Annotated in this window: 19 protein-coding genes; 13 read left to right on the forward strand and 6 right to left on the reverse strand. The window is 63.2% G+C overall.

Annotated elements, in window-relative coordinates:
• A complete protein-coding gene (locus tag J3A98_RS03920) occupies positions 1-1,788 on the reverse strand; it encodes an N-acetylglutaminylglutamine amidotransferase (RefSeq protein WP_209964134.1) in 1,788 nt (595 codons plus the stop codon).
• A 130-nt stretch (positions 1,789-1,918) separates the two neighbouring features.
• Positions 1,919-3,883 carry a bifunctional tRNA (5-methylaminomethyl-2-thiouridine)(34)-methyltransferase MnmD/FAD-dependent 5-carboxymethylaminomethyl-2-thiouridine(34) oxidoreductase MnmC gene (gene mnmC, locus J3A98_RS03925; RefSeq protein ID WP_209964137.1) on the reverse strand — a complete coding sequence of 655 codons (1,965 nt, stop codon included), beginning with the start codon at positions 3,881-3,883 and terminating at the stop codon, positions 1,919-1,921.
• A 136-nt stretch (positions 3,884-4,019) separates the two neighbouring features.
• On the opposite strand from mnmC, the gene pap reads away from it, so the two are divergent.
• Both pap and J3A98_RS03935 read left to right on the forward strand, forming a co-directional pair.
• A complete protein-coding gene (pap, locus tag J3A98_RS03930) occupies positions 4,020-5,513 on the forward strand; it encodes a polyphosphate:AMP phosphotransferase (protein ID WP_209964140.1) in 1,494 nt (497 codons plus the stop codon).
• 291 nt (positions 5,514-5,804) lie between these two features.
• Positions 5,805-6,758, forward strand: a complete 954-nt coding sequence (locus tag J3A98_RS03935; RefSeq protein WP_209964143.1) for a DMT family transporter — start codon at positions 5,805-5,807, stop codon at positions 6,756-6,758.
• A 115-nt stretch (positions 6,759-6,873) separates the two neighbouring features.
• Here J3A98_RS03935 and J3A98_RS03940 read toward each other — a convergent pair whose 3' ends face one another.
• Positions 6,874-8,268, reverse strand: coding sequence for a class II fumarate hydratase (locus J3A98_RS03940; protein ID WP_209964147.1), 1,395 nt, complete (start codon positions 8,266-8,268; stop codon positions 6,874-6,876).
• Between the two features lie 154 nt (positions 8,269-8,422).
• On the opposite strand from J3A98_RS03940, the gene J3A98_RS03945 reads away from it, so the two are divergent.
• The 7 genes from J3A98_RS03945 (at position 8,423) to J3A98_RS03975 (ending at position 16,437) form a co-directional block, all read left to right on the forward strand.
• Positions 8,423-8,947: a DUF2059 domain-containing protein gene (locus J3A98_RS03945; RefSeq protein WP_176685042.1), complete on the forward strand. Its 525-nt coding sequence runs from the start codon at positions 8,423-8,425 to the stop codon at positions 8,945-8,947.
• Positions 8,948-8,957: 10 nt separating this feature from the next.
• Entirely contained in the window at positions 8,958-9,254 is a 297-nt protein-coding gene (locus J3A98_RS03950) for a BolA family protein (RefSeq protein ID WP_010952797.1), read from the forward strand.
• A 227-nt stretch (positions 9,255-9,481) separates the two neighbouring features.
• Positions 9,482-10,414: a rhodanese-related sulfurtransferase gene (locus J3A98_RS03955; protein WP_209964150.1), complete on the forward strand. Its 933-nt coding sequence runs from the start codon at positions 9,482-9,484 to the stop codon at positions 10,412-10,414.
• Between the two features lie 3 nt (positions 10,415-10,417).
• Complete coding sequence (locus J3A98_RS03960) at positions 10,418-11,050, forward strand: DsbA family protein (protein ID WP_209964154.1); 633 nt, start codon at positions 10,418-10,420, stop codon at positions 11,048-11,050.
• Positions 11,043-12,875, forward strand: coding sequence for an ABC transporter ATP-binding protein (locus J3A98_RS03965; protein WP_209964156.1), 1,833 nt, complete (start codon positions 11,043-11,045; stop codon positions 12,873-12,875). Before J3A98_RS03960 ends, J3A98_RS03965 begins: the two co-directional genes overlap by 8 nt.
• Before the next feature lie 289 nt (positions 12,876-13,164).
• Positions 13,165-15,621 (forward strand): EAL domain-containing protein, encoded by a 2,457-nt coding sequence (locus tag J3A98_RS03970; RefSeq protein WP_209964159.1) that lies wholly within the window; start codon positions 13,165-13,167, stop codon positions 15,619-15,621.
• Between the two features lie 30 nt (positions 15,622-15,651).
• Positions 15,652-16,437: an iron-containing redox enzyme family protein gene (locus J3A98_RS03975; protein WP_010952802.1), complete on the forward strand. Its 786-nt coding sequence runs from the start codon at positions 15,652-15,654 to the stop codon at positions 16,435-16,437.
• Between the two features lie 118 nt (positions 16,438-16,555).
• Here the strand turns inward: J3A98_RS03975 and J3A98_RS03980 are convergent, their stop codons facing one another.
• The 3 genes from J3A98_RS03980 to ubiG form a co-directional block, all read right to left on the reverse strand.
• Positions 16,556-17,296: a YciK family oxidoreductase gene (locus tag J3A98_RS03980; protein WP_176685048.1), complete on the reverse strand. Its 741-nt coding sequence runs from the start codon at positions 17,294-17,296 to the stop codon at positions 16,556-16,558.
• A 157-nt stretch (positions 17,297-17,453) separates the two neighbouring features.
• A complete protein-coding gene (gene mupP / locus J3A98_RS03985) occupies positions 17,454-18,125 on the reverse strand; it encodes an N-acetylmuramic acid 6-phosphate phosphatase MupP (protein WP_176685049.1) in 672 nt (223 codons plus the stop codon).
• Between the two features lie 2 nt (positions 18,126-18,127).
• Positions 18,128-18,826 carry a bifunctional 2-polyprenyl-6-hydroxyphenol methylase/3-demethylubiquinol 3-O-methyltransferase UbiG gene (gene ubiG / locus J3A98_RS03990; protein ID WP_012271034.1) on the reverse strand — a complete coding sequence of 233 codons (699 nt, stop codon included), beginning with the start codon at positions 18,824-18,826 and terminating at the stop codon, positions 18,128-18,130.
• A gap of 110 nt (positions 18,827-18,936) precedes the next feature.
• On the opposite strand from ubiG, the gene mtnA reads away from it, so the two are divergent.
• The 4 genes from mtnA to pheA all read left to right on the forward strand — a co-directional run bounded on the left by mtnA (position 18,937) and on the right by pheA (position 25,546).
• Positions 18,937-20,013, forward strand: a complete 1,077-nt coding sequence (gene mtnA, locus J3A98_RS03995) for an S-methyl-5-thioribose-1-phosphate isomerase (RefSeq protein WP_176685051.1) — start codon at positions 18,937-18,939, stop codon at positions 20,011-20,013.
• A 365-nt stretch (positions 20,014-20,378) separates the two neighbouring features.
• Positions 20,379-23,150, forward strand: coding sequence for a DNA gyrase subunit A (gyrA, locus tag J3A98_RS04000; protein WP_209964162.1), 2,772 nt, complete (start codon positions 20,379-20,381; stop codon positions 23,148-23,150).
• 214 nt (positions 23,151-23,364) lie between these two features.
• Positions 23,365-24,450 (forward strand): 3-phosphoserine/phosphohydroxythreonine transaminase, encoded by a 1,086-nt coding sequence (serC, locus tag J3A98_RS04005; protein WP_176685053.1) that lies wholly within the window; start codon positions 23,365-23,367, stop codon positions 24,448-24,450.
• On the forward strand, positions 24,443-25,546 hold the full coding sequence (gene pheA / locus J3A98_RS04010) for a prephenate dehydratase (protein ID WP_010952807.1): 1,104 nt from the start codon (positions 24,443-24,445) through the stop codon (positions 25,544-25,546). The genes serC and pheA overlap by 8 nt, the downstream gene beginning before the upstream one ends.
• The last annotated feature ends 3 nt before the right edge of the window (positions 25,547-25,549 follow it).

The following is a 25,549-nucleotide window of genomic DNA, read 5'->3' on the forward strand; positions in this document are numbered from 1 at the left end:
TCAGATTCCTTGTTCGCTCAACCACAGGTTAAGCGCTGCCAGTTGCCACAGCTTGGAACCGCGCAATGGCGTCAGTTGACCGTGCGGGTTACTCAGCAGGCGGTCGAGCATGGCCGGGTTGAACAACCCTCGGTCCTGGCTGGGGTCGGTCAACAGCTCACGTACCCAGCCCAGGGTGGCACCTTCCAGATGCTTCAGGCCCGGTACCGGGAAGTAACCCTTCTTGCGGTCGATCACCTCATGCGGGATCACCCGTCGCGCCGCCTGCTTGAGCACCTGCTTGCCGCCGTCGGGCAGCTTGAAGCGTGCAGGTATGCGTGCCGACAGTTCCACCAGGCGGTAATCAAGGAACGGCGTGCGCGCCTCCAGGCCCCAGGCCATGGTCATGTTGTCCACCCGCTTGACCGGGTCGTCGACCAGCATCACGGTGCTGTCCAGGCGCAGGGCCTTGTCCACGGCAGCCGGTGCGCCCGGGCGCGCGAAGTGTTCGCGTACGAAGTCGCCGGCGGCATCGGTTTCCAGCAGCCAGGGGGCCTGCACGGTGTCGCGGTACTCGGCGTGGCTGCGGTCGAAGAACGCATCACGATAGGCCGCATAGGCATCGTCGGCGCCGTCCACCTGCGGGTACCAGTGGTAACCGGCGAACAGCTCGTCGGCACCCTGGCCGCTCTGTACGCCCTTGCAGTGCTTGGCCACTTCCCGCGACAGCAGGTAGAACGCGATGCAGTCGTGGCTGACCATCGGCTCGCTCATGGCGCGGAACGCAGCCGGCAACTGGTCGATGATCTCGTGTTCGGCAATGCGCAGTTGGTGATGGCGGGTGCCGTAGTGCCTGGCGATCAGGTCAGAGTACTGGAACTCATCGCCGCGCTCTCCGCCGGCATCCTCGAAGCCGATGGAGAAGGTCGACAGGTCTTCCACCCCCACTTCGCGCAGCAGGCCGACCAGCAGGCTGGAATCGACCCCGCCGGACAGCAACACGCCAACATCCACAGCAGCCCGTTGGCGGATGGCTACGGCGTCCCGGGTAGCGTCGAGCACGCGGGTGGTCCAGCCTTCCAGGTCCAGTTCATGCTCGTCGGGGTGGGGGCCGTAGTGCAGTTGCCACCAGACCTGGCGTTCCACTTCGCCATGCTGGTCGATGCGCATCCAGGTGCCAGGCTCCAGCTTCTGCACGTTGGCCAGCAGGGTACGCGGTGCCGGTACCACGGCATGGAAGTTCAGGTAGTGGTTGAGAGCCACCGGGTCGAGCATCGGGTCGATGTCGCCGCCCTTGAGCAGCGCCGGCAGGGTCGAGGCAAAGCGCAGGCGCTCACCGTTGCGCGACAGGTACAGGGGTTTGACGCCGAGGCGGTCGCGGGCCAGGAACAGGCGCTGGTTGTCGCGCTCCCAGATGGCCAGGGCAAACATGCCGTTGAGCTTGGGCAGCAGGGCGGCGCCCCAGGCGTGGTAGCCCTTGAGCAGCACCTCGGTGTCGCCGTCGGACCAGAAGCTGTAGCCCAGCGCCTGCAGTTCCTCGCGCAGTTCGGGGAAGTTGTAGATGGCACCGTTGAAGGCCAACGACAGGCCCAGGGTGTTGTCGACCATCGGCTGCGCCGAGCCGTCGGACAGGTCCATGATCTTCAGGCGCCGGTGGCCCAGGGCGATCGGGCCCTGGCTATGGAAGCCCCAGGCATCCGGGCCACGCGGGGCCAGGTGATGGGTAATGCGCTCTACCGCAGCCAGGTCGGCTGGGCGAGGGGCTTGGTCGATGGGGGTGAAACGCAATTCTCCTGCTAATCCGCACATAAGTCCTTACCGGTTTTTCCGTTGGGGAGGTGATGCCCCGGATTAGGGCACCTTAATGAACTGACATGTTTGCTTTTTGAGAGTTTTAGACCTTTTGGTTATAAGTGGATGGGCATACAGCTTGATGCTATCACGTCCCTCGAATCAACCGGCGCAACCCAAACCGGTTCGGATGGCAGGCCTCCACCACCGCCCGCGGCAATGGCAGCGGTTCCCCACATACCCAGGCCGCCACCAGCTCGCCACTCAACGGCGCCGTGATCAACCCGCGTGAGCCGTGCCCGCTGTTCACATACAACCCGCCCAACCAAGGGCAGGGCACATCCGGTACCTGCCGTGCATCACGGCCCAGCACTGCGTAGGCTTCGGCAAACGCCTGCCCGTCGGCGACCGGCCCGACGATCGGCAGGTAATCCGGGCTGGTGCAACGGAACGCTGCACGCCCCTGCAGTTGCTCAGCGTCCAGTTTAGCCACGCCCAGCCGCTGCGCCAGATCGACGGAAATTTCGTCCAGCAGTGCCAGGTTGCCCTGGTGCTCGGCCAGCGTCGGCGCAAGGTCCTCACTGTGGAAGTCAAAACTTGCCCCCAGTGTATGTTCACCCTCGCGCGGCGGTGCCACATAGCCTTCCGCGCACACCACGGTACGCAGTGCCTGGCTGCTGGCGGTGGCCGGCAAGCGGGTGATCTGCCCACGGATGCGCTTGAGTGGTAACTGCGCGCAAGGGGCGAAGCGCCGCACATCCGCTGCACCGGCCAGGACCACCACTGGAGCGCTGGCTAACAGCTGGTCGCCAGCCCAGGCCTGCCACTGTTCACCCACTTTGCGCAGTTCGAGCACTTCCTGGTGGGTCACCAGGTGAATACCTGGGTGCTGCAACTGCTGCTGACACAGTGCCGGCGGGTGCACCCAGCCACCTTCGGGGTAGAACAACCCGCCGCCAGGCAACGCCACGCCGGCGATGGCTTCGGCCTCGGTGCGCTCCAGCGGGTGCAGCAAGCCGCGGTCGAAGGCGGCAGCCAGCTTGCCCTGGCGTTCGGCCTCCTTGCTGTCGAAGGCCAGTTGCAGCACCCCGCAGGCATCCCAGTCACGGCCACGCTGCAAGCGCTGCAGCTGGCGCCGGGTGTAGCCGAACCCGGACAGGATCATCTGCGACAGCGCGGTGCCATGGGCAGACAGCTTGAGGTACAGCACCCCTTGCGGGTTGCCCGAAGCTTCCTGGGCTGGGGCTTCGTGGCGCTCCAGCACGGTAACCTGCCAGCCACGCCGGGCCAGGCTGGCGGCGCTGCTGCTGCCGGCAAGACCGGCACCGATCACCAGCGCCTCGCGCGGCCCCTGTGCAGCAGCGAGGCGTGCGTACCACGGCGCGTGTGGGCCGGGCAGGGGGCCGACGTAGGCGCCGCTCATCACTTCCCACTTCTTGCCGATGCCTGGCACCTTTTTCATGGCGAAGCCGGCTTCGACCAGGCTGCGGCGTACCCAGCCGGTGGTGGTGAAGGTGCCCAGCACCGTGTCCGGATGCGATAGCCGCGCCAGTTGCGCAAACAGCGCCGGGGTCCACATGTCGGGGTTCTTGGCGGGGGCGAAGCCGTCGAGGAACCACACATCGACCTGCGCATCGAGCTGCGGCAGCTGTTCCAGCACATCGCCTATCAACAGGGTCAGGGTGACCCTGCCATCGGCGAAGGTGAACTGCTGAAAGCCCGGGTGCACCGCCACGTACTGCTCCAGCAGCGGCTCGGTATAGGCGGCCAGTTCAGGCCACAAGCTCACTGCGCGGGCCATGTCGGCGTGGCCGAGGGGGTACTTTTCGACGCTGACGAAGTGCAGGCGCGCGTCGCTGTGTGCGTGCTGGTCAAACAGCTGCCAGGCGCAGAAAAAATTCATGCCGGTGCCAAAGCCGGTTTCGCCGATCACCGTACAAGCATGCGGCGCCAGGTTTGCAAAACGTTCGGCCAGGCGGGTCTGACCGAGAAACACGTGCTTGGTTTCTTCGATGCCTTCGTTGACTGCGAAATAGACGTCGTCATAGTGCCGCGAATGGGGGCGGCCCTGTTCATCCCAGTCGATCTGGGCGTGCTGGAGGAGGGTGGGCATGGTTGGCTCGGTTGCAGCGGATGGCGGGATTTTATGCCATCCGGATGAGCTGTGGGAGCGCGTTCATTCGTGAAGAGGCCCGTACAGGCAGAAATGAAATCCGCTAGTCTTGCTTATCCATTGAAGGAGCCAGTGCATGTTCGAATCTGCCGAAATCGGCCACAGCATCGACAAGGAGGCTTACGACGCCGAGGTACCCGCTTTACGCGAGGCCCTGCTCGAAGCCCAGTACGAACTCAAGCAGCAAGCGCGTTTTCCGGTGATCGTGCTGATCAACGGCATTGAAGGCGCCGGCAAGGGTGAGACGGTAAAACTGCTCAACGAGTGGATGGACCCGCGCATGATCGATGTGCTCACCTTCGACCAGCAGACCGACGAAGAGCTGGCCCGCCCGCCCGCCTGGCGTTACTGGCGGGCCTTGCCGCCCAAGGGGCGGATGGGGGTGTTCTTTGGCAACTGGTACAGCCAGATGCTGCAGGGGCGTGTGCACGGGGTGTTCAAGGATGCCGTCCTCGATCAGGCCATTACCGGTGCCGAACGCCTGGAGGAGATGCTTTGCGATGAAGGTGCGCTGATCATCAAGTTCTGGTTCCACCTGTCCAAGAAGCAGATGAAGGCGAGGCTGAAATCGCTCAAGGACGACCCGCTGCACAGCTGGAAGATCAGCCCGCTGGATTGGCAGCAATCGCAAACCTACGACCGTTTCGTGCGCTTTGGTGAGCGCGTGCTGCGCCGCACCAGCCGCGACTATGCGCCATGGCACATCATCGAGGGGGTAGACCCGAATTACCGCAGCCTGGCGGTGGGGCGCATTCTGCTGGAAAGCCTGCAGGCCGCGCTGACCAATAACCCCAAGGGCAAGCACCAGGGCAACGTGGCCCCATTGAGCCATAGCATCGACGACCGCAGCCTGCTTGGCGCCCTGGACATGACATTGCGGCTGGACAAGGCCGACTACCAGGAACAGTTGATCACCGAACAGGCCCGCCTGGCCGGCCTGCTGCGTGACAAGCGCATGCGCCGGCACGCGCTGGTGGCGGTGTTCGAAGGCAACGACGCCGCCGGCAAGGGGGGCGCCATCCGTCGCGTGGCGGCGGCGCTGGATCCGCGTCAGTACCGCATCGTGCCGATTGCCGCACCCACTGAAGAAGAGCGCGCCCAGCCCTACCTATGGCGGTTCTGGCGGCACATCCCGGCACGTGGCAAGTTCACCATCTTCGACCGCTCCTGGTATGGCCGGGTGCTGGTGGAGCGGGTGGAAGGCTTCTGCAGCCCGGCCGACTGGATGCGTGCCTACAGCGAGATCAACGACTTTGAAGAGCAGTTGGTGGATGCGGGCGTGGTGGTGGTGAAGTTCTGGCTGGCGATCGATCAGCAAACCCAACTGGAGCGTTTCGAAGAGCGTGAGCAGATTCCGTTCAAACGCTACAAGATCACCGAGGATGACTGGCGCAACCGCGACAAGTGGGACGAATACTCCCAGGCTGTGGGCGACATGGTCGACCGCACCAGCAACGAGATTGCCCCATGGACGCTGGTGGAAGCCAATGACAAGCGCTGGGCGCGGGTGAAGGTGGTGCGCACCATCAACGAGGCGCTTGAGGCGGCGTTTGCCAAGCACAAGAAATAGCCGAAGGTGAGGTTGCCTGTTCTGGCCCTTTCGCGGGTAAACCCGCTCCTACCGGGGATCGCGTGCTGAGCTGCGCCCCGGATGTTGGACAAAAAATCCAACACCGGGGCGCAGCTCACGCTCCCGTAGGAGCGGGTTTACCCGCGAAGAGGCCAGCACAGGCAACACCTCCCCCCAGCCATGCCCCAAAAGAATGACCTGATGAATTCTTTTCTCGGCACTCTCCACCGTCCCCGTCCTCCAACCCCGTAGAATTCAACAACCCCCACTACGGGCTTGATCGAGGATTTTATGCACACCACTTCTGGCCGCTGGGGCTATGGGCTGTTCCTGGCACTTCTGACAGCGCTGCTCTGGGGCATCCTGCCGATCAAGCTCAAGCAGGTACTGCAAGTGGTCGACCCGATCACTGTCACCTGGTACCGGCTGCTGGTCTCCGGCGGCCTGCTGTTCGCCTGGCTGGCGGCTCAGCGGCGTTTGCCGTCCATCCGCAAGCTGGCGCCCAGGGGCAAGGGCCTGGTGCTGGTTGCGGTGCTCGGCCTGATGGGCAACTACGTGCTCTACCTGATCGGTCTCAAACTGCTTAGCCCGGGTACCGCACAACTGGTGGTACAGATCGGCCCGGTGCTGTTGCTGGTGGCCAGCGTGTTCGTGTTCCGCGAGCGCTTCAGTGTGGGGCAGGGCATGGGGCTGTTGGTGCTGCTGGCAGGGTTTGGCCTGTTCTTCAACCAGCGCCTGGAAGAGCTGCTGACTTCACTGGGTGCCTATACCACCGGCGTGTTGACCATCTTGCTGGCGACCAGCATCTGGGTGTTCTACGCCCTGAGCCAGAAGCAGTTGCTGACCGTGTGGCACTCGCAGCAGGTGATGATGGTGATCTACCTCAGCTGCGCTGGGTTGCTGACACCTTGGGTGCACCCGCTGGAGGTCTTGCAACTGACCCCGGTGCAAGGCTGGCTGCTGCTGGCCTGTTGCCTGAACACCCTGGTGGCGTACGGCGCGTTCGCCGAAGCGCTGGCGCACTGGGAGGCGTCGCGGGTAAGTGCCACGCTGGCGCTGACCCCGTTGGTGACCTTCGTTGCGGTGGCGCTGGCAGCATGGGTGTGGCCTGACTATGTGCATGCCGAGGACATCAACGCCCTGGGCTATGTGGGGGCGGTCACGGTGGTGTTCGGTTCGGCGCTGGTAGCGCTGGGGCCCTCGCTGGTGGCCAGCTGGCGGGCCCGCAGGGCGCGGTTGGCCTAGGTCTGTCGATTGCCTGTACCGGTCCTTTCGCGGGTAAACCCGCTCCTACAATGGATCGCCTCTCGGTGTAGGAGCGGGTTTACCCGCGAAAGGGCCGGTACAGGCTACAGAGCAGTCAGCCCTTGCCCCCCGGCGCCAGCATGTTCTCCGGCCGCACCCACTGGTCGAACTGCTCATTGGTCAGGTACTTCAACGCCAAGGCCGCCTCGCGCAAGGTCTTGCCCTCGCTGTAAGCCTTCTTGGCAATTTCCGCCGCCTTGTCATAACCAATATGCGGGTTCAGCGCGGTCACCAGCATCAACCCGCGCTCCAGGTGCGCGGCCATCTGCTCGGCATCCGGCTCGATACCCGCCACGCAATGCTGCTGGAAGTTGCGGCAACCATCGGCCAGCAACTCGATGGACTGCAGCAGGTTATGGATGATCACCGGCTTGAACACATTCAGCTGCAAATGCCCCTGGCTGGCGGCAAAGCCGATGGCCGCGTCGTTGCCCAGTACCTGGCAGGCCAGCATCGACAGCGCCTCGCACTGGGTGGGGTTGACCTTGCCCGGCATGATCGAGCTGCCCGGCTCGTTGGCGGGCAGGCGCACCTCGGCCAGCCCGGCGCGCGGACCGGATCCCAGCAGGCGCAGGTCGTTGGCGATTTTCATCAGGGCCACGGCCAGGGTCTTCAGGGCCCCCGCCAGGCTGGTCAGCGGTTCGTGGCCGGCGAGGGCGGCGAACTTGTTGGGCGCGGTGATGAGCGGCAGGCCGGACAGCGCCGCCAACTCGGCAGCGATGGCTTCAGCAAAACCCTGCGGGGCGTTGAGCCCGGTACCCACGGCAGTACCGCCCTGAGCCAGTTCGCACACCGCCGGCAGGGTGGCGCGTATGGCGCGCTGGGCATAATCGAGCTGGGCTACGAAGGCCGACACTTCCTGGCCGAAGGTAATCGGCGTGGCGTCCATCATGTGCGTGCGGCCGGTTTTCACCAGCTTGTGGTGACGCATCGACAGCTCGGCCAGTCCCGAAGACAATTCGGTGACGGCCGGCAGCAGCTTTTCATGCACCGCCAGGGCTGCCGCAATGTGCATGGCGGTGGGGAAGCAGTCGTTGGAGCTCTGCGAGCGGTTGACGTGGTCATTGGGATGTACTGGCGCCTTGCCGCCACGGCCTTTGCCGGCCAGTTCGTTGGCGCGCCCGGCGATCACCTCGTTGACGTTCATGTTGCTCTGGGTGCCGCTGCCCGTCTGCCAGACGACGAGCGGGAACTGATCGTCGTGCTGGCCATCCAGCACTTCATCGGCGGCCTGTTCGATCAGCCGGGCGATGTCGGCCGGCAGGTCGCCATTGCGGTCGTTGACGCGCGCAGCGGCCTTCTTGATCAGTGCCAGGGCGTGCAATACCGCGAGGGGCATGCGTTCCTTGCCAATGGCGAAGTTGATCAGCGAACGCTGGGTCTGCGCACCCCAGTAGGCGTCCTCCGGAACTTCGACCGGGCCCAGGCTGTCTGTCTCGATACGGCTCATTCTGTACTCACTCCTGTGTAGTTCGAAATCGCAGTTTAGGCCCTGATTCGACCGAGCGGTTCCGTCGCTCGTCGTGCCACTTGAGCACTTCGCCACCACGGCGCAGAATGCTCTACCCTGAGGTGCCCGCCACCCTCTCTTTGAAGGAAATGCAATGACCCGTCTCCGTGTCCTTTGTGCTGCCGTTGCCCTGGCTTGCGCCAGCGGCCAGGTACTCGCTGCCACCGCCAGCCACAACGCTGCTGCCGAGAAATTCCTGACCCTGGCCAACGCCGACAAGCTGGGCACCCCGGTGTACATGCAAGTGCAGCAGATGTTCGCCCAGCGTTTCGCCCAGACCAAAGCCCCGTCCGCCAAGCAGCCCGTACTGGAAAGCTACCAGGCCAAGGCCAATGCCGCGCTGGACAACGCCATCGGCTGGAAAAAGCTGAAGCCGAAGATGGTCGACCTGTACACCCGCACCTTCACCGAGCAGGAGCTGAAGGACCTGGTGAAGTTCTACGAATCGCCGCTGGGCAAGAAAGTGCTGCGTGAAATGCCCAAGGTCACTCAGCAGTCGGCGCAGCTGACCCAGCAGAGCCTGGAGCCAGCAGTACCGGTGGTGAACAAGCTGCTGGAAGACATGACCAAAGAGCTGGACCCGAACGCAGGCAAGGCCGCCGCCCCAGCGAAGAAGTGAGTACGCCGCAATGACCATGCAACAACGAATCGAACAGCAACTGGCCGCCCTGGCGCCGCAACATCTGGAAGTGCTCAACGAAAGTCACATGCACAGTCGTGGTCAGGAGACCCACTACAAGGCGGTGATCGTCAGCGAGCAGTTTGCCGGGTTGAACAGCGTCAAGCGCCACCAGAAGGTGTACGCCACCATGGGTGAGCTGATGGGCGAGATCCACGCCCTGGCCATCCATACCTACACCGCCGAAGAGTGGGCCAAGGTCGGCGTTGCACCGGCCTCGCCCGTTTGCGCCGGCGGCGGGCACTGAAACCTTTCTGTTGTTCTGGTAGAATCCTGCAAAATCCGGGGGCCGCTTTGCGGCCCTTTCGCGACACAAGGCCGCTCCCACAGGAACCGCACTAGCCATCGGGTTACGCGGTCCCTGTGGGAGCGGCCTTGTGTCGCGAAAGGGGTGCAAAGCGCCCCCATGCTTTTTCTGTACCTGTCAAACCCGGTCCGCCCCTTACGAGGGCAACCACCTGGAGATTCCGTTACATGTCTCAAGCCATCGTCGTCGCGGCGCTGTACAAGTTCGTCACCCTGGAAGACTACGTCGAGCTGCGCGAGCCGCTGCTCAAGACCATGCTCGACAACAACGTCAAAGGCACCCTGCTGCTGGCCCAGGAGGGCATCAACGGTACCGTTTCGGGCACCCGGGAAGGCATTGATGGCCTGCTGGCCTGGTTGCGCGATGACCCGCGTCTGGTCGATATCGACCATAAAGAGTCGTACTGCGACGAACAGCCGTTCTACCGCACCAAGGTCAAACTCAAGAAAGAGATCGTCACCCTCGGCGTGCCGGGCGTAGACCCCAACCAGGCCGTTGGCACCTATGTCGAGCCCAAGGACTGGAACGCCCTGATCAGCGACCCGGAAGTGCTGCTGATCGACACCCGCAACGACTACGAAGTGGCCATCGGCACATTCAAGGGCGCCTTCGACCCGAAGACCGAAACCTTCCGAGAGTTCCCGGAGTACATCAAGGCCAATTTCGACCCGAGCAAGCACAAGAAGGTCGCCATGTTCTGCACCGGCGGCATCCGTTGCGAAAAGGCCTCCAGCTACATGCTCGGTGAAGGCTTCGAGTCGGTCTATCATCTTAAGGGCGGCATCCTGAAATACTTCGAGGAAGTGCCTCAGGAAGAAAGCCTGTGGGACGGCGACTGCTTCGTCTTCGACAACCGGGTCACGGTGCGCCATGACCTGAGCGAAGGCGAGTACGACCAGTGCCACGCCTGCCGCCACCCGATCAATGCAGAGGAGCGCGCGTCCGAGCACTATTCGCCAGGTGTCAGCTGCCCGCATTGCTGGGACAACCTGAGCGAGAAGACCCGGCGCAGCGCCATCGACCGGCAGAAGCAGATAGAGCTGGCCAAGGCCCGCAACCTGCCGCACCCGATCGGTTACAACTACAAAGCCGAGGCTTGAAGCATGTCTGCACGCCTGATCTATGTGATGGACCCGATGTGCTCCTGGTGCTGGGGTTTTGCGCCAGTGGCCGCGGCCCTGATCGCCCAGGCGCGTGAGGCAGGCGTGCCCACCCACTTGGTACCGGGCGGGCTGCGCACTGGCGGCAGCGCCCTGGACAGCTCCACTCGCAAGTACATCCTGGAACACTGGCAGGCAGTGGCTGATGCTACCGGCCAGCCGTTCCGCTTCGAGGGGGCCATGCCTGACGGCTTCGTCTACGACACCGAGCCGGCCTGCCGCGCCCTGGTCACGGCCCGCGAGCTGGATGCCGAGCGCGTCTGGCCGCTGCTGGCGTCGATCCAGCGTTCGTTCTACGAGCAGGGCGTCGATGTGACCACCGCGCCGCAGCTGGTCGAGCTAGCCTCGCAGTGTGGCTTCGACCGTGCCGCGTTCGCCGAAACCTTCGCCCGTGCCGATACCCGCGCCGCCACCGCAGCCGACTTCGCCTGGGCCCAGGACCTGGGTATTGCCGGGTTCCCGACCCTGCTGGCCGAGCGCAATGGCCAACTGGCCTTGCTGACCAACGGCTATCAGCCGCTGGAGCGCCTGCAACCCTTGCTCGGCCGCTGGCTGCAGCAGGCCGCCTGTGCTTGATGTGCCTGGGTCACCCGACCCGGTACCGGGCAAGCCATACACTGCGGGCGATCGACTGAGCTGGGCGGAAATCCGCCGCCTGGCCCTGCATCACAAGAAAAACCTCTGGTCCGCGAACCTCATTGCGTTACTGGCGGCGTGTTGCAGTGTGCCCATTCCGCTGCTGCTGCCGCTGCTGGTGGACGAAGTGCTGCTCGGCCACGGCGATGCCGCGCTGAAGTGGATGAACCACCTGCTGCCGTCCGGCTGGCAGGTGGCGGCCGGCTACATCGGCCTGATGCTGGCGCTCACCCTGTGCCTGCGCCTGGCTGCGCTGGCGTTCAACGTGATCCAGTCCAAGCTGTTCGCCGGTCTGGCCAAGGATATTGTCTACCGCCTGCGCATCCGCCTGATCGAGCGGCTCAAGCGTATTTCGCTGAAGGAATACGAAAGCCTGGGCAGCGGTACGGTGACCACCCACCTGGTCACCGACCTGGACACCCTGGACAAGTTCGTTGGCGAAACCCTAAGCCGCTTCCTGGTGGCCATGCTGACCTTGACCGGCACCGCGGCCATCCTGATCTGGATGCACTGGCAGCTGGCCTTGCTGATCTTGCTGTTCAACCCGCTGGTGATCTACTTCACCGTGCAGTTGGGCAAGCGCGTCAAACACCTGAAAAAGCTCGAAAACGACAGCACCGCGCGCTTTACCCAGGCGCTGGCGGAAACCCTCGATGCCATCCAGGAAATCCGCGCCGGCAACCGCCAGGGCTACTTCCTTGGCCGCCTGGGCCTGCGTGCCCGCGAAGTGCGCGATTACGCCGTGGACTCGCAATGGAAAAGCGATGCCAGTGGCCGTGCCAGCGGCCTGCTGTTCCAGTTCGGCATCGACATCTTCCGCGCGGCGGCCATGCTGACCGTGCTGTTTTCCGACCTGTCGATCGGCCAGATGCTGGCGGTGTTCAGCTACCTGTGGTTCATGATCGGTCCGGTGGAGCAACTGCTTAATCTGCAATATGCGTACTACGCCGCAGGCGGTGCGCTGAGCCGCCTCAACGAGCTGCTGGCGCGTGCCGACGAGCCGCAATACCCAGCCGCCAGCGACCCGTTCGCCGGGCGCGAAACGGTGGGCATTGAAGTGCGCGACCTGCGCTTTGCCTATGCCGACGAGCCGGTACTCGAGCACCTCGACCTGTCCATCGCTGCGGGTGAGAAGGTGGCGATTGTCGGTGCCAGCGGCGGCGGCAAGAGCACGTTGGTGCAGCTATTGCTGGGCCTTTATAGCGCCCAGGCCGGGACCATCCGCTTTGGCGGGGCCAGCCTGCAGGAAATCGGCCTGGAAACCCTGCGCGAGAACGTCGCGGTGGTGTTGCAGCACCCGTCGCTGTTCAACGACAGCGTGCGTGCCAACCTGACCATGGGCCGTGACTGCAGCGATGATGCGTGCTGGCAGGCGCTGCGCATCGCCCAGCTGGATGCCACCATCGCCGCCTTGCCGCAGGGCCTGGACAGTGTGGTGGGGCGTTCAGGCGTGCGCTTGTCCGGTGGCCAGCGCCAGCGCCTGGCCATTGCCCGCATGGTGCTGGCTGAGCCCAAGGTGGTGATCCTCGACGAGGCCACCTCAGCCCTGGATGCTGCAACCGAGTACAACCTGCATCAGGCCTTGGCGCGCTTTCTCAGCGGCCGCACCACGCTGATCATCGCCCACCGGTTGTCAGCGGTGAAACAGGCCGACCGAGTGCTGGTGTTCGATGGCGGGCACGTGGCCGAAGACGGCGACCATCAGCAACTGATTGCCGAGGGTGGGTTATATGCCAAGCTTTATGGGCACCTGCAGCAGAGCTGATTATCTGGTTGCCTTCACCGTACTTGTGGAAGCAACTGTCTTGCTCAATTTCTAAAAGCTGGTGCGATCCCTGTGGGAGCGGGCTTGCCCGCGAACACGGGCGAAGCCTGTGCCATCCACCGCGGTGTCTTCTTCGCGGGTAAACCCGCTCCTGCAATGGCCAGCGCATACGCTGCATAAATCCCCCCGATTCCTTGTCATAAAAATCCCCTCCACAGCAATGGCAAATGGCCTACGCTGTGCTTGTCTGGGTCGATTTACGCCTTATCTGCTCTGTGACAGGGACTCCATGAAGGGAAATCGCACACTCGAAGCGCCAAAGTTGCTCGGCATCACATGGCCTTTCATCGCCGTAGTGGTCCTTCAGGTGGCGTTGGGCAGCCTCAGCCTTTACACGCTCTCGGCCGTGCGCGCCTATGTCGCGGGCGAAAGCCTGTGGTCCAAGGCGCAGAAAGATGCCATCTACTACCTCAGTCTATACAGCGAGACGCGTGACGACAGCACCTACCAACGTTATCGCCAGGCCATTACCGTGCCTCAGGGTGACCAGCGCCTGCGCGAGGTGCTCGACCTCCCCAACCCTGATCTGGACGCCGCGCGACAGGCGGTACTGCAAGGTGGCAACCACCCTGACGATGTCACGCGTATCATCTGGTTCTATCGCTACTTCCGCCATGTCAGCTATATGCAGACAGCCATCGATTACTGGGACATCGGCGACGACTATCTGGCCAAGCTGGATGTACTGGCCGGTGAAATGCGCCAGCGTTTTGCCAGTGGCCCGGTGGATGCAGACACTGTCAGCGAGTGGAAGGCCCGTATTGTCGCCATCAACGAAGGCGTGACCCCGGCGGCCAAGGCCTTCAGTGATGCCTTGGGCGAGGGCTCGCGCGTCGTGCTGCGGGTGCTGCTGATCACCAACCTGCTGACCGCGATGTTCCTGATTGCGATTGCCTGGGGCCGCTCCAGCAAGCTGTTGGCCCAGCGCCAGGCCTTTGCCAGCGCCCTGCAGCAAGAAAAAGAGCGTGCGCAGATTACCCTGCAGGCCATCGGTGATGCGGTGATCACCACCGATGTCGAGGGCAATATCGGCTATATGAACCCGGCCGCCGAACAATTGACCCACTGGCAATCCGGCCAGGCCCAGGGCCTGCCACTGTCGGCGCTGTTCAGCCTGGTGGATGAACACGCCGAGGATGACGGTCGCAGCCTGGTCGAACAGGTGCTCAGCGGCAGCCTCAAGGGCGGCTCCGAGCATGCCCGGCTGATCCAGCGCCTGGACGGCAGTACCGTGTCGATCAACCTGGTAGGCTCGCCGATTGTCAGTGATGGCCAGGTCAGTGGCATCGTGCTGGTGCTGCACGATATGACCCAGGAACGCCAGTACATCGCCAATCTGTCCTGGCAGGCGACCCACGATGCCCTGACCGGTCTGGCCAACCGCCGCGAGTTCGAATACCGCCTGGAGCAGGTGCTCAACGACCTGGCACGCCAGGCTGGGCGGCATTCGCTGATGTTCCTCGACCTCGACCAGTTCAAGCTAGTCAACGACACCTGTGGCCACGCGGCCGGCGATGAGTTGCTGCGACACATCTGTGCTGTGCTGCAATCCGGCCTGCGTGAGGGCGATACGCTGGCGCGGCTGGGTGGCGATGAATTTGGCGTACTGCTGGAAAACTGCCCGCCCGACCAGGCCGAGCGCATTGCCGAACAACTGCGTCAGCTGGTGCAGAGCCTGCACTTCGTATGGAAAGGGCGGCCGTTCGTGACCACGGTCAGCATTGGCCTGGTGCACATGGCCCAGGCCCCCGGCACCCTGGAGGCCTCGCTGCGCGCCGCCGACATGGCCTGCTACATGGCCAAGGAAAAGGGCCGTAACCGGGTGCAGGTGTACCACGCCGACGACAGCGAACTGTCCATGCGGTTTGGCGAAATGGCCTGGATCCAGCGCTTGCATGTGGCCCTGGAAGAAAACCGCTTTTGCCTCTACGCCCAGGAAATCGCCCCGCTTAAAACCTTCGAGGGCCCGGGCCATATCGAAATTCTGTTGCGCCTGCACGACGAAAGCGGCCGCACCATTCTGCCCAGCAGCTTCATCCCGGCGGCCGAGCGCTACGGCCTGATGACCGCGCTGGACCGCTGGGTGGTGCGCAATGTGTTCATGGTCATACGCCAGTGCCTGGAAGAAGGGCGAGAAGGGCCGTTGTCGACCTGTGCGATCAACCTGTCGGGGTCCAGCATTGGCGACGACAAGTTCCTTGAATACCTCCAGCGGTTGTTCGTCGAATACGCCATTCCGCCGCGAATGATCTGTTTCGAAATTACCGAAACCAGCGCCATTGCCAACCTGGGCAGCGCCATTCGCTTCATCAACGAGTTGAAAGGGCTGGGTTGCCGTTTCTCGCTTGATGATTTTTGCGCCGGCATGTCGTCGTTTGCCTATCTCAAGCATTTGCCCGTGGACTACCTGAAGATTGACGGGAGTTTCGTCAAGGACATGCTCGACGACCCGGTCAACCGGGCCATGGTCGAGGTCATCAACCATATCGGCCATGTGATGGGTAAACGCACTATTGCCGAGTTCGTCGAAACACCCTTGATCGAGCAGGCCTTGCAGGAAATAGGCGTGGATTACGCCCAGGGCTACCTGATCGAACGCCCCCAGGTGTTCACCTGTGACAGTCTGCAGCGCCAACGGATCGCCGCCCGGCCTCTGTTGCAGCGAGCACCTGGCACGTTTCGCTAGTTGGAAATCACAAGGATCAAGGAGCTGAAAGTGATTGATGCATTCGTTCGTATCGGGCCTTTGATGGACCCCGCCAGTTACCCTCAATGGGCCCAGCAACTGATTGAAGACTGCCGCGAGAGCAAGCGCCGGGTGGTTGAGCATGAGTTTTATGCGCGTCTACGCGATGGCCAACTGAAGCAATCGACCATCCGCCAGTACCTGATCGGTGGCTGGCCGGTGGTGGAACAGTTTTCGTTGTACATGGCGCATAACCTGACCAAGACCCGCTATGGCCGGCATCAGGGCGAGGACATGGCGCGGCGCTGGCTGATGCGCAACATCCGCGTCGAGCTCAACCATGCCGACTACTGGGTGAACTGGTGCCAGGCGCACGGTGTGCACCTGCACGAGTTGCAGGCGCAAGAAGTGCCGCCCGAGCTGAACGGCCTGAACGACTGGTGCTGGCGGGTGTGTGCCACGGAGAACCTGGCCATTTCCATGGCCGCGACCAACTACGCCATCGAGGGCGCCACTGGTGAATGGTCGGCGGTGGTGTGCTCGACCGACACCTACGCGCAGGGGTTCCCTGAAGAAGGGCGCAAGCGGGCGATGAAGTGGCTGAAGATGCATGCCCAGTATGACGATGCGCACCCGTGGGAGGCGCTGGAAATCATCTGTACCCTGGCCGGTGAGAACCCGACCCTGGGCTTGCGGACCGAGCTGCGCAGGGCGATCTGCAAGAGTTACGACTGCATGTTCCTGTTCCTGGAGCGCTGCATGCAGCTGGAAGGGCGCCAGCAAGGCCGCATGCGGCCGGCGTTGGCAGCCGGCTGATCGTTCGCCTGTAGCGGCCTCTTCGCGGGCTTGCCCGCTCCCACAGGTATGGCTCAGTCCTTGAGGGCTGCGCAGTGCCTGTGGGAGCGGGCAAGCCCGCGAAGAGGCCAGTGCAGGTTTATTGGGCGTTGAACGCCTGCCCGTTCACCCCTGTGCTGTCCGGCCCCATCAGGTACAGGTACACCGGCATGATTTCTTCGGGCAGCGGGTTGTTCTGCGGGTTCTCGCCGGGGTAGGCCTGGGCCCGCATCGCCGTGCGCGTGGCGCCTGGGTTGATGCTGTTGGAACGTACCGGCGCCACGCCTTCCAGTTCATCGGCCAAGGTCTGCATCAGGCCCTCGGTGGCGAACTTCGACACGCCATAGGCGCCCCAGTAAGCCCGGCCCTTGCGCCCGACGCTGCTGCTGGTGAATACCACCGATGCGTCTTCCGACAGCTTCAGCAGCGGCAGCAGGGTGCTGGTGAGCATGAAGGTGGCATTGACGTTGATGTGCATCACGCGCATGAAGTTGTCGCCTGACAGCTGTTCCAGCGGCGTGCGCGGGCCGATGATCGACGCGTTGTTGAGCAGGCCGTCGAGGCGGCCGAACTGGCCTTCGATCATCGCCGCCAGCTCGTCGTACTGGTGTGGCAGGGCGGTTTCCAGGTTGAAGGGGATGACCACCGGCTGCGGGTGACCGGCGGCTTCGATCTGGTCGTAGACCTCGTTCAGGTTGGCCTCGGTCTTGCCCAGCAGCAGCACGGTGGCACCTAGTGCGGCATAGGCCTTGGCAGCCGCGGCACCAATGCCACGGCCGGCACCGGTAACCAGGATGACCCGGCCTTGCAGCAGGTCGGGGCGGGCGGTGTAGTCGAACATGGTTCTGTCCTTCGAGTTCGTGTGGGCGGCCTGGGGCTATCGTAGGAGCGGGTTTACCCGCGAATGCGTCCGATCAGGCGCCAGTGTTGTCTGGGCTGGCGCATTCGCGGGTGAACCCGCTCCTACAAAGAGGCGGTGCCCGGTCATCGGTCTGGGTTCAGCAGCCGCACAGCGCGCTGTCGATCACTTTGCGCAGCTCCAGCGGGTGGTCCACCACCACGTCGGCACCCCAGTTGTTGGGGTTGTCCTCTGGATGAATATAGCCGTAGCGCACCGCCGCCGTGCGGGTGCCGGCGTCGCGGCCAGACTCGATGTCGCGCAGGTCGTCGCCGACGAACAGTACACTGGCCGGGTCCAGGTTCAGCGTCTTGCAGGCCAGGATCACTGGCTCGGGGTCGGGTTTGCTGTTTTTCACATGGTCCGGGCAGATCAACAGCGCCGAACGCTCGGCCAGGCCCAGTTGCTGCATGATCGGCTCGGCGAAGCGCACCGGCTTGTTGGTGACTACGCCCCACAGCAGGTTGCCTTTCTCGATGTCGGCCAGCAGCTCGGCCATGCCCTCGAACAGCTTGCTGTGCACCGCGCAGTCACGCTGGTAACGCTCGAGGAACTCCAGGCGCAGGGCCTCGAAGCCGTCAGCCTCCGGGTCCATGGCGAACGCAGTGGCAACCATCGCGCGGGCGCCACCCGAGATCACGCCGCGGATCAGGTTGTCGTCAACGGCCGGCAGCCCGCGCTCGGCGAGCATGGCCTGGCAAATGGCGATGAAGTCCGGCGCCGTGTCCAGCAAGGTGCCGTCCATGTCGAAGAGTACTGCTCGCAAACGCATGCTTATTCCTCGCGCAGGGTCTGGATCATGTAGTTGACGTCGACGTCGCTGTTGAGCTTGTAGTGCTTGGTCAGCGGGTTGTAGGTGAGGCCGATGATGTCCTTCACCTGCAGGCCGGCATCGCGGCTCCAGGCGCCCAGCTCGGACGGGCGGATGAACTTCTTGAAGTCATGGGTGCCGCGCGGCAGCATCTTCAGGATGTACTCGGCGCCGACGATGGCCAGCAGGTAGGCCTTGGGGTTGCGGTTGATGGTGGAGAAGAACACCTGGCCACCAGGCTTGACCATGCGGTAACAGGCGCGAATCACCGAAGACGGGTCGGGCACGTGCTCGAGCATTTCCAGGCAGGTGACCACGTCGAACTGTTCAGGCATTTCCTCGGCCAGGGCTTCGGCGGTGATCTGCCGGTATTCCACCTGCACGCCCGACTCCAGCTGGTGCAGCTGGGCCACTGCCAGCGGTGCTTCACCCATGTCGATACCGGTGACCGTGGCACCGCGCAGGGCCATGGCTTCGCTGAGGATGCCGCCACCGCAACCCACGTCCAGCACTTTCTTGCCGGCCAGGCTGGCGCGCTCGTCGATCCAGTTGACGCGCAGCGGGTTGATTTCGTGCAGCGGCTTGAACTCGCTTTCGCGGTCCCACCAGCGGTGGGCCAGCGCTTCGAACTTGGCGATTTCGGCGCGGTCGACGTTGCTCATTGAACAGTCCTCTGAAACTTCGCAAAATTGCGTCGGAGTATACCCGAGCGCTCGGCCCCGAGGGTCGCTATAATCGCCGGCTTTTGATATCCGAATGACGGGGAGAGGCAATGCGCGAGCGACTTTTGGCGGCGGAGAAGGTGACCGCGATCCGCTGGCAGGGTGGCGCCTTGCACCTGCTCGACCAGCGCCTGCTGCCGTCGGAGGAGCGTTGGCTGGCCTGCGACAATGTTGCGCAGGTGGCCGCAGCCATCCGCGACATGGCGGTGCGTGGCGCCTCGGCAATCGGTATTGCCGCAGCTTACGGCCTGGTACTGGCCCTTGAAGAGCGGCTGGCCGAAGGCGGCGATTGGGAAATGGACCTGGAAGACGACTTTCTGACCCTTGCCGAAGCGCGTCCTACCGCCGCCAACTTGTTCTGGGCGCTGAACCGCATGCGCGAGCGCCTGCAGCGCCTGCGGCCGGAAGAAGACGCTCTGGCAGCGCTGGAGGCTGAAGCGGCGGCCATTCACGAGAGCGACCGTGAGGCCAACCTGACCATGGCCCAGCAAGGTATCGAGCTGATCCGACGCCATCAGGGCAATGCCCAGGCCCTGCTCACCTTCGGCAATGCCGGCGCCCTTGCCACTGGCGGCTTTGGCACCGCGCTGGGGGTGATCCGTGCCGGCTACCTGGAAGGCATGGTCGAGCGGGTTTATGCCGGTGAAACTCGCCCTTGGCTGCAGGGCTCCCGTCTGACCGGCTGGGAACTGGCCAACGAGGGCATCCCGGTGACCCTTTGTGCCGACTCTGCGCTGGCCCACCTCATGAAGACCAAAGGCATCACCTGGGTGGTGGTGGGGGCGGACTGCATCGCTGCCAATGGCGACATGGCCGGCAAGATCGGCACCTATCAGCTGGCCGTCAGTGCCATGCACCATGGCGTGCGCTTCATGGTGGTGGCGCCGAGCACCAGCATCGACCTGAACCTGGCCACGGGCGAGGATATCCCGCTGGAGGAGCGTGACGCCGACGAGTGGCTGGACTTCGGCGGTACCCGGGTGTCGCCGGGTGTCGAGGTATTCAACCCGGTGTTCGATGTGACCCCGGCCGACCTGATTGACGTTATCGTGACCGAACGGGGTGTTGTCGAGCGCCCGGATACCGCCAAACTGGCCCAGTTGATTTGCCGCAAGCGCCTGCACTGATTTTGTATCGCCTCACCGGCCTTTTCGCGGGCTTGCCTGCTCCCACAGGGATATCGCATGGCCTTAGGGCTGTGGTGAACCTGTGGGAGCGGGCGAGCCCGCGAAGAGGCCGGTGCCGGCAATACAAAAACCAGGTTTCAAACGCGGCTGAGACCAACTGCCACCTCTCCCCACCGCCCCCGCGTTTGTGATAACATCCGGCAGTTTCCAAGACCGCCCATCACGGCGGCCTTCATTGCGCAGATCCATGGCACAACTCATTGATTTGTCGTAAGTCGTCGCACCCTTATGCGCTGCGGCGGCGAGCTTCGTTCGGCCCTTGATGGAGCTGCGAAGTTTCACCAGAAAAAGGAATCAGGCTTCTCATGGGCGAACTGGCCAAAGAAATCCTCCCGGTCAATATCGAAGACGAACTGAGACAGTCTTACCTCGACTACGCGATGAGCGTGATTGTCGGGCGAGCGCTGCCCGATGCGCGTGACGGCTTGAAGCCCGTGCATCGCCGCGTTCTCTATGCGATGAGCGAACTGGGCAACGACTGGAACAAACCGTACAAGAAATCCGCCCGTGTGGTCGGTGACGTGATCGGTAAGTACCACCCGCACGGCGACACTGCGGTCTACGACACCATCGTGCGTATGGCTCAGCCGTTCTCGTTGCGCTACCTGCTGGTCGACGGCCAGGGCAACTTCGGTTCGGTGGACGGCGACAACGCCGCAGCCATGCGATACACCGAAGTGCGCATGACCAAACTGGCCCACGAGCTGCTGGCCGACCTGCACAAGGAAACCGTCGATTGGGTGCCCAACTACGACGGCACCGAGCAGATCCCGGCGGTCATGCCGACGCGTATTCCCAACCTGCTGGTCAACGGTTCCAGCGGTATCGCCGTGGGCATGGCGACCAATATTCCGCCGCATAACCTCGGCGAGGTCATCGATGGCTGCCTGGCGCTCATCGACAACCCGGAAGTCACCATCGATGAGCTGATGCAGCACATCCCTGGCCCGGACTTCCCGACTGCCGGCATCATCAACGGTCGCCAGGGCATCATCGAGGCCTATCGCACCGGCCGTGGCCGTATCTACATGCGCGCCCGCTCCGAGATCGAAGACATCGACAAGGTTGGCGGCCGCCAGCAGATCGTGATCACCGAGCTGCCGTACCAGCTGAACAAGGCGCGCCTGATCGAAAAGATCGCCGAGCTGGTCAAAGAGAAGAAGATCGAAGGCATCACCGAGCTGCGCGACGAGTCCGACAAGGACGGCATGCGCATCGTCATCGAGCTGCGTCGCGGCGAGGTGCCAGAGGTGGTGCTCAACAACCTCTACCAGCAAACCCAGCTGCAGAGCGTGTTTGGCATCAACGTGGTGGCTCTGGTCGACGGCCGTCCGCGCCTGCTCAACCTCAAGGACCTGCTCGAAGCGTTCGTGCGTCACCGCCGTGAGGTGGTGACTCGCCGTACGGTATTCGAGCTGCGCAAGGCCCGTGAACGTGGCCATATCCTTGAAGGCCAGGCGGTCGCGCTGTCCAACATCGACCCGGTCATTGCCCTGATCAAGGCTTCGCCGACGCCGTCCGAAGCCAAGGAAGCCCTGGTTTCCACGCCGTGGGAATCCAGTGCCGTGCAGGTCATGGTCGAGCGCGCCGGCGCCGATTCCTGCCGTCCTGAGGACCTGCCGGAGCAGTACGGTCTGCATGACGGCAAGTACTTCCTGTCGCCGGAACAGGCCCAGGCCATTCTCGACCTGCGCCTGCACCGCCTGACCGGCCTGGAGCACGAGAAGCTGCTGGCCGAGTACCAGGAAATCCTCGAGCAGATCGGCGAGCTGATCCGCATCCTCAGCAGCGCCGAGCGCCTGATGGAAGTGATTCGCGAGGAGCTGGAGGCCATCCGTGCCGAGTACGGCGATGCCCGTCGCACCGAAATCCTCAATGCCAGCCACGACCTCAACTACGGCGACATGATCCCGGAAGAAGAGCGCGTGGTCACCATCTCCCATGGTGGTTATGCCAAGACCCAGCCATTGTCCGCCTACCAGGCCCAGCGCCGCGGTGGCAAAGGCAAGTCGGCGACCGGCGTGAAGGACGAGGACTACATCGAGCACCTGCTGGTCGCCAACAGCCACGCCACCCTGTTGCTGTTCTCCAGCAAGGGCAAGGTGTACTGGAAGAAGACCTACGAAATCCCCGAAGCGTCCCGCGCTGCCCGTGGTCGCCCGCTGGTCAACCTGCTGCCGCTGGAGGAGGGTGAGCGCATCACCGCCATGCTGCAGATCGACCTCGAAGCGCTGCAGCAGAACGCCGACCTCGACGAAGAACTGGAAGAAGCTGAAGACACCGTGCTCGAGGGTGAGCTGGTAGAGGCCGAGGAAGTCGACGAAGAAGACGGTGACACCCCGGAGTGGGTTGCAGAGCCGACCGGCGCGTACATCTTCATGGCGACCGCTTCCGGTACCGTCAAGAAGACCCCGCTGGTGCAGTTCGCCCGTCCGCGTTCCAACGGCCTGATCGCCCTGAAGCTGAAAGAAGGCGACACCCTGATTGCCGCGGCCATCACCGATGGTGCCAAGGAAGTCATGATGTTCTCCGACGCTGGCAAGGTCATCCGCTTTGCCGAGAGCGTCGTGCGTGAAATGGGTCGCAACGCCCGTGGTGTACGCGGTATGAAGCTGGGCAAAGGTCAGCAGATCATTTCGATGCTTATCCCGGAGTCCGGCTCGCAGATCCTCACCGCCTCCGAGCGTGGCTTTGGCAAGCGCACCCCGCTGTCCAAGTTCCCACGTCGCGGCCGCGGTGGCCAGGGTGTGATCGCCATGGGTACCAAGGGGCGCAACGGCTTGCTGATCGGTGCTATCCAGGTGCAGGAAGGCGAGGAGATCATGCTGATTTCCGACCAGGGTACGCTGGTTCGCACCCGGGTTGGCGAGGTATCCAGCCTGGGCCGCAACACCCAGGGGGTTACGTTGATCAAGCTGGCGGCCGATGAGACGCTGGTGGGCCTGGAGCGTATCCAGGAGCCGTCCGAGGACGAACTCGATGAGGTGATCGAGACGGACGAGGAGGGTGTCGAGGCTGTAGCGCCAGACAATGAAAATGAAGAAGCAGCGGGTACCGAAGAGGCCCCGCAAGAGTAATCAAGCGTGAAACCCGAACGGGGCGACCAAGGTCGCCCCGTTTGACTGATAACAGCTGGCAAAGCCCGACCTTGTGGGAGCGGGCATGCCCGCGAAGCAGACACTGCGGTAGATGGCACCGGCTTTGCCGGTGTTCGCGGGCTCGCCCGCTCCCACAGGGTCGCTGCTAACCCATGTGATAGTTTTTGTTCTATTTGGCAGAGCGAGAGTGGATGTGAGCAAACGAGCCTTTAACTTCTGCGCAGGCCCTGCCGCGCTTCCTGACGCTGTCCTGCAGCGCGCACAGGCCGAGATGCTGGACTGGCGTGGCAAGGGCTTGTCGGTGATGGAAATGAGCCATCGCAGCGACGATTACGTGGCCATCGCCGAAAAGGCCGAGCAGGACCTGCGTGACCTGCTGTCCGTCCCCTCCAACTACAAGGTGCTGTTCCTGCAAGGGGGCGCCAGCCAGCAGTTTGCTGAAATCCCGCTGAACCTGCTGCCGGAAAACGGCACTGCCGACTACATCGAAACCGGCATCTGGTCGAAGAAGGCCATCGAGGAAGCGCGCCGTTTCGGCAACGTCAACGTCGCTGCCACTGCCAAGCCTTACGACTACCTGGCCATCCCCGGCCAGAACGAGTGGAACCTGACCCAAAACGCTGCCTACGTGCACTATGCGTCCAACGAGACCATTGGTGGCCTGCAGTTTGACTGGGTGCCGCAAACCGGTGACGTGCCGTTGGTGGTCGATATGTCGTCCGACATCCTCTCGCGCCCGATCGATGTGTCGCAGTACGGCCTGATCTACGCCGGCGCGCAGAAGAATATCGGCCCAAGCGGCCTGGTGGTGGTGATCGTGCGCGAAGACCTGTTGGGTCATGCCCGCAGCAGCTGCCCGACCATGCTCGACTACAAGGTTTCGGCTGACAACGGGTCGATGTACAACACCCCGGCCACCTACTCCTGGTACCTCTCGGGCCTGGTCTTCGAGTGGCTGAAGGAGCAGGGCGGCGTTGATGCCATGGAGCAGCGCAACCGTGCCAAGAAAGACCGCCTTTACGGCTTCATCGACCGCAGCGAGTTCTATACCAACCCGATCAGCGTCAACGCCCGTTCGTGGATGAACGTGCCGTTCCGCCTGGCTGACGAGCGCCTGGACAAGGCCTTCCTCGCGGGCGCCGACGCGCGTGGCCTGCTCAACCTCAAGGGCCACCGTTCGGTTGGCGGCATGCGTGCCTCCATCTACAACGCCCTGGGCCTGGAAGCGGTAGAAGCGCTGGTAGGCTACATGGCTGAATTCGAGAAGGAGCATGGCTGATATGTCCGAACAGGAGCTCAAGGCGCTGCGCGTGCGCATCGACAGCCTCGACGAGAAAATCCTCGAGCTGATCAGCGACCGCGCCCGCTGCGCCGAAGAAGTAGCCCGGGTCAAGACTGCCTCGCTCAAGGAAGGCGAGAAGCCGGTGTTCTACCGTCCCGAGCGTGAAGCTGCGGTGCTCAAGCGCGTGATGGAGCGCAACAAGGGGCCGCTGGGCAACGAAGAGATGGCGCGGCTGTTCCGCGAAATCATGTCGTCGTGCCTGGCCCTGGAAGAACCGCTGAAAATCGCCTACCTCGGCCCAGAAGGCACCTTCACCCAGGCGGCGGCCATGAAGCACTTCGGTCACGCGGTGATCAGTCGCCCGATGGCGGCCATCGACGAAGTGTTCCGTGAGGTGGCGGCCGGTGCCGTCAACTTCGGTGTGGTGCCGGTGGAAAACTCCACTGAAGGTGCGGTCAGCCACACCCTGGACAGCTTCCTCGAGCATGACATGGTGATTTGCGGTGAGGTCGAGCTGCGTATTCACCACCACCTGCTGGTGGGCGAGAACACCAAGACCGACAGCATCACCCGCATCTACTCCCACGCCCAGTCGCTGGCCCAGTGCCGCAAGTGGCTGGACGCGCACTACCCGAACGTGGAGCGCGTGGCTGTATCGAGCAATGCCGAAGCGGCCAAGCGGGTCAAGGGTGAGTGGAATTCGGCGGCGATCGCCGGTGACATGGCGGCCAATCTGTACGGTTTGACCCGTCTGGCCGAGAAGATCGAAGACCGCCCGGACAACTCCACGCGCTTCCTGATGATCGGCAACCAGGAAGTACCGCCGACCGGCGACGACAAGACTTCGATCATCGTTTCGATGAGCAACAAGCCAGGTGCCTTGCATGAGTTGCTGGTGCCGTTCTATCAGAACGGCATCGACCTGACCCGTATCGAGACCCGCCCGTCGCGCAGCGGCAAGTGGACCTACGTGTTCTTCATCGACTTCGTCGGCCACCACCGCGACCCGCTGATCAAGGCGGTGCTCGAGCAGATCAGCCAGGAGGCTGTGGCGCTGAAGGTGCTGGGCTCTTATCCGAAGGCGGTGCTTTGATTC

The sequence above is a fragment of the Pseudomonas sp. BP6 genome (assembly GCF_017875935.1).
In the GTDB taxonomy this organism is placed as follows: domain Bacteria; phylum Pseudomonadota; class Gammaproteobacteria; order Pseudomonadales; family Pseudomonadaceae; genus Aquipseudomonas; species Aquipseudomonas putida_Y.